Source organism: Intestinibacillus massiliensis (assembly GCF_900155735.1).
Classification (GTDB): domain Bacteria; phylum Bacillota; class Clostridia; order Oscillospirales; family Butyricicoccaceae; genus Intestinibacillus; species Intestinibacillus massiliensis.
Map to the genome: position 1 here is coordinate 356,191 of NZ_LT707059.1, position 9,465 is coordinate 365,655.

The 9,465-nt window shown below is 60.7% G+C and carries 16 protein-coding genes; all 16 read left to right on the forward strand.

Annotated features, from left to right (window positions below; genetic code table 11):
* Nucleotides 1–29: 29 nt before the first annotated feature.
* On the forward strand, nt 30–479 hold the full coding sequence (gene dtd / locus CZ203_RS09515; RefSeq protein WP_087065866.1) for a D-aminoacyl-tRNA deacylase: 450 nt from the start codon (nt 30–32) through the stop codon (nt 477–479).
* Nucleotides 480–494: 15 nt separating this feature from the next.
* Nucleotides 495–1,127 (forward strand): MBL fold metallo-hydrolase, encoded by a 633-nt coding sequence (locus tag CZ203_RS09520; RefSeq protein WP_087065867.1) that lies wholly within the window; start codon nt 495–497, stop codon nt 1,125–1,127.
* Nucleotides 1,124–2,596 (forward strand): coproporphyrinogen dehydrogenase HemZ, encoded by a 1,473-nt coding sequence (gene hemZ / locus CZ203_RS09525; protein WP_087065868.1) that lies wholly within the window; start codon nt 1,124–1,126, stop codon nt 2,594–2,596. Before CZ203_RS09520 ends, hemZ begins: the two co-directional genes overlap by 4 nt.
* 209 nt (nt 2,597–2,805) lie before the next feature.
* The gene (locus CZ203_RS15150) at nt 2,806–3,411 is read left to right on the forward strand and encodes a uridine kinase family protein (protein ID WP_456236200.1); all 606 of its coding nucleotides are present in this window, start codon (nt 2,806–2,808) and stop codon (nt 3,409–3,411) included.
* Nucleotides 3,357–4,355 (forward strand): MATE family efflux transporter, encoded by a 999-nt coding sequence (locus CZ203_RS09535; protein ID WP_235847516.1) that lies wholly within the window; start codon nt 3,357–3,359, stop codon nt 4,353–4,355. The genes CZ203_RS15150 and CZ203_RS09535 overlap by 55 nt, the downstream gene beginning before the upstream one ends.
* A gap of 13 nt (nt 4,356–4,368) precedes the next feature.
* Nucleotides 4,369–5,166 carry a nucleoside triphosphate pyrophosphohydrolase gene (gene mazG / locus CZ203_RS09540; RefSeq protein WP_087065871.1) on the forward strand — a complete coding sequence of 266 codons (798 nt, stop codon included), beginning with the start codon at nt 4,369–4,371 and terminating at the stop codon, nt 5,164–5,166.
* 14 nt (nt 5,167–5,180) lie between these two features.
* Complete coding sequence (locus CZ203_RS09545; protein ID WP_087065872.1) at nt 5,181–5,462, forward strand: HU family DNA-binding protein; 282 nt, start codon at nt 5,181–5,183, stop codon at nt 5,460–5,462.
* Nucleotides 5,459–5,701: an RNA-binding S4 domain-containing protein gene (locus CZ203_RS09550; RefSeq protein WP_087065873.1), complete on the forward strand. Its 243-nt coding sequence runs from the start codon at nt 5,459–5,461 to the stop codon at nt 5,699–5,701. Before CZ203_RS09545 ends, CZ203_RS09550 begins: the two co-directional genes overlap by 4 nt.
* A 76-nt stretch (nt 5,702–5,777) precedes the next feature.
* Nucleotides 5,778–6,071, forward strand: coding sequence for a sporulation protein YabP (gene yabP / locus CZ203_RS09555; protein ID WP_087065874.1), 294 nt, complete (start codon nt 5,778–5,780; stop codon nt 6,069–6,071).
* On the forward strand, nt 6,071–6,532 hold the full coding sequence (gene yabQ, locus CZ203_RS09560) for a spore cortex biosynthesis protein YabQ (protein ID WP_087065875.1): 462 nt from the start codon (nt 6,071–6,073) through the stop codon (nt 6,530–6,532). The genes yabP and yabQ overlap by 1 nt, the downstream gene beginning before the upstream one ends.
* 55 nt (nt 6,533–6,587) lie before the next feature.
* Complete coding sequence (locus CZ203_RS09565) at nt 6,588–6,872, forward strand: FtsB family cell division protein (protein WP_159456457.1); 285 nt, start codon at nt 6,588–6,590, stop codon at nt 6,870–6,872.
* Between the two features lie 40 nt (nt 6,873–6,912).
* Nucleotides 6,913–7,245: a S1 RNA-binding domain-containing protein gene (locus tag CZ203_RS09570; RefSeq protein WP_087065877.1), complete on the forward strand. Its 333-nt coding sequence runs from the start codon at nt 6,913–6,915 to the stop codon at nt 7,243–7,245.
* 10 nt (nt 7,246–7,255) lie between these two features.
* On the forward strand, nt 7,256–7,411 hold the full coding sequence (locus CZ203_RS14750; protein ID WP_159456458.1) for a hypothetical protein: 156 nt from the start codon (nt 7,256–7,258) through the stop codon (nt 7,409–7,411).
* 114 nt (nt 7,412–7,525) lie between these two features.
* Nucleotides 7,526–7,918 (forward strand): zinc ribbon domain-containing protein, encoded by a 393-nt coding sequence (locus CZ203_RS09575; protein WP_087065878.1) that lies wholly within the window; start codon nt 7,526–7,528, stop codon nt 7,916–7,918.
* Nucleotides 7,919–8,002: 84 nt separating this feature from the next.
* Nucleotides 8,003–8,824 carry a purine-nucleoside phosphorylase gene (locus CZ203_RS09580; protein ID WP_087065879.1) on the forward strand — a complete coding sequence of 274 codons (822 nt, stop codon included), beginning with the start codon at nt 8,003–8,005 and terminating at the stop codon, nt 8,822–8,824.
* A gap of 67 nt (nt 8,825–8,891) precedes the next feature.
* The coding region (locus tag CZ203_RS09585; protein WP_159456459.1) for an oligosaccharide flippase family protein at nt 8,892–9,465 on the forward strand (574 nt) is incomplete at its 3' end.

Sequence of the window (9,465 nt, forward strand, 5' to 3'; positions counted from 1 at the left end):
ACCGGGCGGCGCTCAGGCATGGAGGCTTTATGAGGGCGATTATTCAGCGCGCCGCGCGTGCATCCGTCACGGTTGACGGCGGGGAGGCACGCGCGATCGGCCGCGGCTTTGTAGTGCTACTCGGCGTGGAAGAGGGCGACGGGGCGGACGACGCCGATTATTTGGCGGATAAATGCGTGGGTTTACGCATTTTTACAGATAATAATGATAAAATGAATTTATCCCTTGCGGATGTCGGGGGCGGCCTGCTGATCGTCTCCAATTTTACCCTGTATGGGGACTGCAAAAAGGGCAAGCGGCCGAGCTTTGTGCGCGCCGCGCGCCCGGAAACCGCGATCCCGCTGTATGAACGGTTTGTCGCACGCTGCCGCGAAAGCGGCCTCGCGGTCGAGACCGGGGAGTTCGGCGCGGATATGCAGATTGAACTGGTGAACGACGGGCCGGTGACCATTTTTATGGATACCAGCCTGATGAGATAGACGGAGGTGGCCGCAATGAAGATTTTACACCTGTGTGTCGGCGTGGTCGGCACAAACTGCTATATTGTATTTGACGGGGCGACCAAGGAAGGCGCGGTCATCGACCCGGGCGATAACGCGGACGCGATCCTGGGGCAGGTGCGCAAGGAAGGCGTTGACGTCAAGTATATCTTGCTGACCCATGCGCACTTTGACCATGTGCTCGCGGCGAAGGCCATAAAGGAGGCGACGGGCGCAAAGCTGGTGCTGCACCAGGCCGACGCGCCGCTGATGGCAAAGGAAGCCATGACGGATTTCCGCCCCTTCATCAAGAATTACGAGGAGCCGGCGGTCGACCTTTACGCGGAGGAGGGCACGCAGGTTTCCTTCGGCGGGATGACGGCAACTTATCTACACACGCCGGGGCACACGCCCGGTTCGTGCGTCATCATGCTGGGCGATTGCCTGTTTACCGGCGATACGATGTTCCGCCACGAATGCGGGCGCTGCGACCTGCCGGGCGGCAATTTCGACGATATGCTCCGCTCGCTCAAGCGCCTGCACGACCTGGAGGGCGACTACCATGTCCTCCCCGGTCATGAGGGCGCGTCCACGCTCGAGGAGGAGCGCCGCCACAACCCCTATGTGCGCCAGGCGCTGGCACGATGAATTATATCCTACAGGGGCATGATTACCGGCATGCGGTCGAGGAAATGCTGCTGCACCTGCTGCCGGCCGAAATACCGTCTTGCACGGTGCAGCCGTCCGGTGATGTGTGCGTTTCCAGCCTTACCGCCGAAAACGGCGTTGCGCGCGCGGTTGCCCGCGTGACGTACGCCGGCGCTTCGAGGGAGTGCGCGCGGGAAGCCGATATCACGGGCTGCGACGTGCTGGCGCGCCGCAGGCTGGAAAACGAAATCGTAAAGCTTTCGATCTACGATGCGCTCGTACCATTTTTGCCCGCGCCGCCTGTCTGGGGCAGCCTGACCGGGGTGCGTCCCGCCAAGCTGGCACGCGGCATGATGGAGCGCGGCATGACGAACGCCGAGGTGGCGGCTCGCCTGCGCGGCCATTTTTACGTTTCCAAGGCGCAGGCCGCGCTGACGGTGCGCGCAGCGGCTGTCGCACTCGACTGTAAGGCACAGCTCCAGCCAGGCGATATATCGATGTACGTCGGCATCCCATTCTGCCCGTCGCGTTGCGCGTATTGCTCGTTCGTGTCGTCCAGCATTGAGAAATCGGCCGCACTGATCCCCCCGTACCTGGATGCGCTCTGCGCGGAGGCCGAGATGACAGGCCGCCTGCTGAGGGAAAGCGGCCAGCGCGTCGTCACGCTGTATATCGGCGGCGGCACGCCGACCACGCTGTCCGCGGGGCAGCTTGCTCGCCTGATGGGCACGCTGGCCGACGCGGTAGACCTTTCCGCGCTGCGGGAATACACGGTAGAGGCCGGCCGCCCGGATACGATCACCCGGGAGAAGCTCGCCGCAATCGCCGCGGGCGGCGCGACGCGCGTCAGCATCAACCCGCAGACCATGAACGATGCGGTGCTGCGCCGCATCGGCCGCCAGCACAGCGCGGCGCAGGTGCTGGAGAGTTTCGCGCTCGCGCGGGAGGCCGGTTTTGAATGTATCAACATGGATACGATCGCGGGGCTGGACGGCGACACGCCGGAAAGCTTCGCACAGACGATGGAAACCCTGATAAACCTGGATCCGGAGAATATCACGGTGCATACGCTGGCCATCAAGCGCGCGGCCGACCTCTCCGACAAGGCGGAAAACGCCGCCAAGCGCGGCATGGCAGCCGCCATGCTGGAAGACGCGGGCAGGCAGCTCACGGCGGCGGGCTATGCGCCCTATTACCTGTACCGGCAAAAATTCACGGCGGGCGGCTTTGAAAACGTCGGCTGGTGTAAGCCGGGCACGGAAAGCCTTTACAATGTGTACATGATGGAGGAACTGCAAACCATCGTTTCGCTGGGCGCGGGCGCGGTCAGCAAACGCTGCGACCCCGCCACCGGCAAGATCACGCGGTTTGCAAACCCGAAGTACCCAACCGAATATTTGGGCGCCGGCGAACGCATCCGGGCGGCACGTATGAAGCTGCTCGCGGGCGGCGGCGCGAATGAGGGATAAGCATGACCTATAAATTGGAGCAAATTAACGACCAGGCGGCGCGCGACCCCAAGGGTTTTATCGAGGGAAGCGAGCGGCGGTACCATACCCAGGTGGAGCAAACGGCTGCAAGCATTGTTGCCTGCATGAAGCAGCGTCCGATTGTGCTGCTGAACGGCCCCTCCTCCAGCGGCAAGACAACGACGGCCAGGCTTCTGGGCGAAGCGCTGATGGGGCACGGCGTCCATGCCGAGGTCATCTCGATGGACGATTATTACCGCACGCGCTCGGAATACCAGATCCCGAAGGACGAGGAGGGCGTGGACGACTTCGAGTCCCCGCTCTGCATGGACCTGCCGCTGCTGAACGACCATTTGCAGCGCCTGGCGGCGGGCGAGGAAATCTGCGTGCCGCATTTTGACTTTGAAAAGCAGAGCCGCACCGACGAGGTCGAGTGCCTGAGCCTGGACCCGGACGAAGTCGCGGTCATCGAGGGCATCCACTCCTTCAGCGACACGATTACAGGCGGGCTGGAGGACAAGGCGACCTGCCTGTACCTCAGCGTGGCAAGCAGCGTCTCGCTTTCAGACGGGACGGTGCTTGCGCCGGAAATGCTGCGTTTCATGCGCCGCGCGATCCGCGACCGCAACTTCCGCGGCGCGCCCGTCGAGGCGACGCTGCGCCAGTGGCGTTCGGTGCNGGGCGCGGGGCGGACGGCCCCGCGATTGCGGCGGCGATTGTGCTCGGCATTACGATCGGCGAAGTGGTCGCCGTACTGTACATGCTTGCCCGGTCGGCCTTTTCGCAGCGGCGCGCGCAGGCCGTGCATGCGCTAAACGACAGCATGCGCCCGGCGTCGTCGCTTTGCAAAAGCCTGCTGGCGCTGACCATCCCGATTACGATCAATTCGGCGGTCATGAGCGTGACGGACTTGATCGACCTCGCGCTGATTATGAACCGTTTACAGGATATCGGCATGTCGGAACACCTGGCCAATATTAATTTTGGCGCGTACAAAACCATGGCGATTAACTTTTTTAACCTGCCGCAGACGCTGGTGACCGCGATTGCGGTCAGCGCGCTGCCAGCCATCGCGGGCGCCAACGCGAGCCAGAACTTCACGAAAGTCAAAAACACGATGGGCACCACTTTCCGCCTGACGATGCTGATCACGCTGCCGGCGGGCGCGGGCTTCCTGCTCCTGGCGCAGCCGATCCTGCGGCTGGTCTATTCCGAGCACACTGCACTTGCGGGCCCGCTGATGCAGATCCTCGGGCTTGCCGTACCGTGCGTGGCGGTGGTGGCTATCACAAACGCGATTTTGCAGGCGCTGGGGCGGGCGGACCTCCCGCTTATCTCCATGTTTGCGGGCGCGGTCGTCAAGCTGTTCATGGACTACGCGCTGCTGGGCACGCCGCAGGTCAATATCGCGGGCGCGCCGATCAGCACCACGGTGTGTTATGCGCTCATCGCCGCGATCAACCTGTTCCAGATCAGCCGCCTGACGCATGCGCTGCCGTCCTTTGGGAAGACCCTCGTGCGGCCGTTTGCAGCGACCGTCGGCATGGGCGCGGCGACCGCCATCAGTTTCCAGACGCTGACGCATGTGCTTTCCGCCGCGCCGGGTTCCGCCATGGATAAGGTGGCGACGCTGATATCCATCTGTGTGGCCGTCGCCGTCTATGCCGTGCTGCTGTTTGCGCTGCGCGCGGTGGAGCGCGAGGACATCCTGATGATGCCGGGCGGTGAAAAACTAGCAGATTTACTGCATTTGAAATGATGGGAAGTTTAACATGATAGCATTTGAAACCAAAGAGAACTATACATTCGACGACTTGCTGCGCATTATGGAAATCCTGCGCGCGCCCGGCGGCTGCATGTGGGATCGCGAGCAGGATCACCGGAGCATCCGCCGCAACTTCATCGAGGAGACCTACGAGGTGATCGAGGCGATCGACCAGGAAGATCTGGAACATATGAAGGAAGAACTGGGCGACGTGCTGCTGCAGGTTGTGTTCCATACCGAAATGGAGCGCGAAAAGGGCAATTTTGATATGGACGACGTGGCGGACGGCATCTGCAAAAAGCTGATTTACCGGCACCCGCACATATTCGGCGACGTCAAGGTCTCCTCCTCCGCAGAGGTGCTCCAGAACTGGGATGCGCTCAAGCGCGTGGAAAAGAGCCAGAAAACCACCACGGACAGCATGGAAAGCGTGGCGCGCAGCCTGCCCCAGCTAATCCGCGCGGAAAAGGTGCAGCATAAGGCGTCTAAAGTGGGCTTTGACTGGGCGGACGCCGCGGGCGCGCTTGAGAAGGTGCGCGAGGAAGTGGAAGAGTTGTCCCGCGCGGTAAGCGGGGACGGCGACCCCACGGAAGAACTGGGAGACCTGCTGTTTGCCACGGTCAATGTGGCGCGGTTTATCAAGGCCGACCCGGAAGAGGCGCTGGAGCGCGCAAGCGATAAGTTCATCCGGCGCTTCGCACAGGTGGAGCGCGCCGTGCTCGGTTCTGGAAAAACGCTGGAGGAGACGTCCCTTGCAGAAATGGACGCGCTGTGGGATGCGGCCAAGAGGGAAGAAACCAAATAACGGAGGAATCAATTATGAAGAAAAACGACTTCATCTCGCTGGTCGCCGGCAAAGCGGATATGACCAAAAAGGATGCGGAAAAGGCGCTGGACGCCGTGCTCAGTGCGGTGGAGGACGTTCTTGCAGCGGGGGATAAGCTGCAGCTCGTCGGTTTCGGGAGTTTCGAGACCAAATCGCGCCCGGAGCGCATGGGGCGCAATCCGAAATCCGGCGAACCGATGAAGATTGAAGCGGCGGTAATCCCGGTGTTTAAGCCGGGCAAGCAGCTGCGCGACAGGGTGAATGGCGACATATGAGACTGGACAAGTATTTAAAGGTCTCCCGCCTGATCAAGCGCCGTACCGTGGCGAACGACGCATGCGACGCTGCGCGCATCACGGTCAACGGCAAGCCCGCGAAGGCTTCCTATCAGGTGAAGGAAGGGGACGTTATAGAAATCGTTTTCGGGCAGCGCACGATGAAGGTCGAGGTGCTGCAGATCAGCGAGCATGCCCTGAAGGCGGACGCCGCAGGCATGTACCGCGAAATCATTTGACGCTGCATAGAACGCCGTGCTGGACCATATATATGGGGATAGCAGGCGTTCTATTTTTATAGCGGAGGATGAAAGCATGGCAAATGATGAAAAACTGCGCCGGACGGGCGGGGAACTGCCGCATAACCTGATCCTGGAGGACCGCGCCAAGCTAAGCGTTTCGGGCGTGACCGATGTGGAGAACTTTGATGAAAATACGATTTCCATGGTGACGACCGAGGGCGTGCTGGTCGTGCGCGGCAGCGAGCTCAATGTGGAAAAGCTCAACCTGGAAAACGGCGAGCTGCTGATCCGCGGGCAGGTGGACTCGCTGGAGTATGAGGACCGCTCGGCGGCGCGGGCGGGCCTGTTCGGCAGGTTGTTTGGCTGATGGAGATTTCGATCGCGTTCCAGACGCTGGTCTTTTTAAAGGCGGTGCTCATGGGCGTGTCCCTCGGCGTCCTGTATGACCTCTTGCGTGCGGTGCGCCGTTCGCTGCATGCGGGGGCTGCCATGACGGCGTTTTGCGACACCCTGTTCTGGCTGGGGCTCCTGGGGACGCTGTTTGTCTTTGTGCTGACCGCGGCGGCGGGGGAGGGGCGCTTCTATGTCCTGCTCGGCGCGGGGCTTGGCGCGCTGCTTTATTTTATTGCGCTCAGCCCGCCGGTCCTTGCCGTCGCGATGCTCCTGATGCAGGGCGGGAAGCGCGTTGCCGGTTTTCCGGTTTTTTTGTGGAAGAAGACAAAACCACATCTGGTATATCTGAAAAATGCTGGTAAAACACACAAACAAACTAAGAAAAATTTAAAAAAGCCCTTCCATTTTCCGGAGAAAAGGTTTAAAATAAAATAGATATTATTGTAGGATGTTGGTATGGTATCAAACAGCGTGAATGGAGGCCGGCGGCGTGAAAAAAAGGCAGAGGGTACCGGGCGTCGTCAAGTTCGCCCTGTTTTGCTTTGCGCTCTATGCCACGGTCTCGCTGGTGCACCTCCAGCTTCAGATCAGCGACAAAAGCGCACGGCTGGAGGATCTGAACGCACAAATCCAGAGCCAGACTGCCAAAAACAGCGAGATCAAAGACAGCCTGGATCAGGGTGCGTCCGACGAAAATATCGCAACCATTGCGCGTGACAAGCTGGGGTACGCGTCTCCCGGTGAACGCGTTTTTGTCGACGCGTCTAGCAAATAATCTTTTTTCACAAAAAACAACGGAGGGCAAAACAAAAGGTATGGATTTGGTTGTAGGATCAATCTTGGAGGGAAAGGTTACGGGTATTACCAAATTTGGTGCCTTTGTAGCTTTGCCGGAGGGGAAGTCGGGAATGGTGCATATTTCGGAAGTCGCCAATTCCTATGTCAGCGATATCAAAGAGTTCCTCAAGGAGGGCCAGCAGGTCTCCGTAAAAGTGATAAACATCGACCGTGAAGGCCGCATAAACCTGTCTATTAAGAAGGCGCAGCAGCCGGCGCCGGGGAACGCCCCCCGCCCTGCGTTTGAGCGCCGCCCCCNCGCCGTACCGCCACCACGCGACGCAGTATATCGATTCCTACCTGCCGTATGAAAGCTGCATTTTGATGCAGATGCTGCAGGCCGAAATCGCAGGACGGGAAGAGGAGATGCGCGCGGTCGGCCTGCACGAGGTATTCCGGGCGATCGGCTGCTTCGCGGAGCTCGATTATCAGCCTTATCTGCCGGAAAATTCGGTATTGCACGAGTTTATCGGCTAGTTTACCATTAATTTACGGCTGCTGTCTTGATTTTTATAGGGCCGTGGTTTATAATCACTTTAAATATGGGCGGACGGCCAATTTGGCCGTAAATGCCCGGGAGGAGCTGAAAATATGGACCCGAAGGTACAAATGCTGCTGGAAAAGGCCAAGGTTCTCGCGGATAAGACGGGGAAGGCGGCCGTGCGCGCGGCGGACAGCGCCGGGAAAAAGGCGACGGAAATGGCGCAGGCGACCCGCCTGAACCTTCAGATTTTCGACTTGAACACCGAATGCGAAGTGCTGTATAAGGAAATCGGCAAAATCGTATACGATATCCATGTCGGCATCGAAACGCCGGAAGAGGAAATGGAAAGCCGCATCGCCAAGGTCGATGAAAACCGCGCGCGTGTGGCCGAGCTGAAAGCAAAAATTGCGGACGCCAAGGCGGGGCTGGTCTGCCCCAACTGCGGCAAGCCCTGCAATAAGGACGATGGGTTCTGCTCATCCTGCGGCGCGCAGCTTTAATATCCGCCGCGGGGCCGCCGCCCCGGCCGTATAGCCTGCGGCGGGGCGGCGCATACAGGCCGTACAAGGGAAGGGGACGGACGCATGTTTTCCATTGAAACCTACCGCGAAAGCGCGGATTTTTTACGCGGGAAAACCGGGGGCTTTGCGCCGGAGGCGCTGGTTGTCCTGGGCTCCGGCCTGGGCTACCTGGCGCAGCAGTGCCGGCAGGCGGTGACCGTGCCGTATCCGGAGATCCCGCACTTCACGGCGTCGACCGTGGCCGGGCATACGGGCGCGCTGACATTTGGCGAGCTTGCCGGGCGGCGCGTGATGCTGATGCAGGGGCGCATGCACATGTACGAGGGCAACAGCCCGGAACAGAGCGCCTTCGCCGTCGGCGTCGCAAAGCTGCTTGGGGCGCGTGCGATGCTGCTGACGAACGCGTCGGGCGGCATCAACCTCGGCTTCCACGAGGGCGATATCATGCTGATCCGGGATCATATCAACCTGTTTTCCGCGACCCCGCTCTGGGGCAAGAACTGCGAGGAACTGGGCACGCGGTTCCCGGACATGAGCCATGCCTATACGCCGCGCCTCCAGCAGGTGGCGCGCGAGGCCGCGGCCAGGGAGCAGGTAGACCTGCGCGAGGGCGTCTATATGTACGCGCCGGGCCCGCAGTATGAAACGCCTGCCGAAATCCGCGCCATGCGGGTGCTCGGGGGCGACGCGGTCGGCATGTCCACGGTAAACGAGACCATCGCCGCGGCACATTGCGGTCTGGAGGTGCTCGGGCTGTCGCTGATCACCGATATGGCGGCGGGCGTCAAAGACGTGCCAATCAAACATGAAGACGTAATGGAGATCGCCGCGCGCGCGGAGGTGCGTTTTACGCGCCTTGCCGTGCAGTGCCTCCGTATGATTTAAACTGGCATACTTTGGTACGCCCTTGAGTAGCATAAGTTAAGAAACATAAAAGAAGGGCGTGCTGCATTTGCATCGGAAAAAACAGAATTTTGTACAGGGCGCGTTTATCCTGCTTGTGGCCAACCTGATTGTGAAAGTAATCGGCGCGCTGTTCCAGATCCCGCTCACGCGCATGGTCGGCGTGGCCAATATGGGGCTGTTCAACACCGCCTATACGATTTATATGGTCATGCTGGTCGTGTCCTCCGTCGGCCTGCCGTCCTCGCTCGCCAAAATGGTGGCCGAGGCGACCGCGCTTGGGCGGGAACGCGAGGTGCGCCGCATCGTGCGCGTCGCGGCGTGCATTTTTGTGCCGTTCGGCGCGGTCTGTACGCTGCTGCTGTTCTTCGGCGCGGGCGTCCTGGCGGAGCGTGTCGGTAACCCCGGCGCGGCCGCGGCGGTTGCGGCGATCTCGCCGTCCGTGCTCATGGTATCGACCCTTTCGGTCTTCCGCGGGTATTACCAGGGGCGCTCTGATATGGTGCCCACGGCGGTTTCGCAGATCATCGAGGCGCTCGGCCAACTGCTGCTCCGCCTGGGGGTTTCAGGCGTAGCGCTCGGGGGCGGGGCGGGCCGCCCCGCGGTTGCGGCGGGGCTTGTGG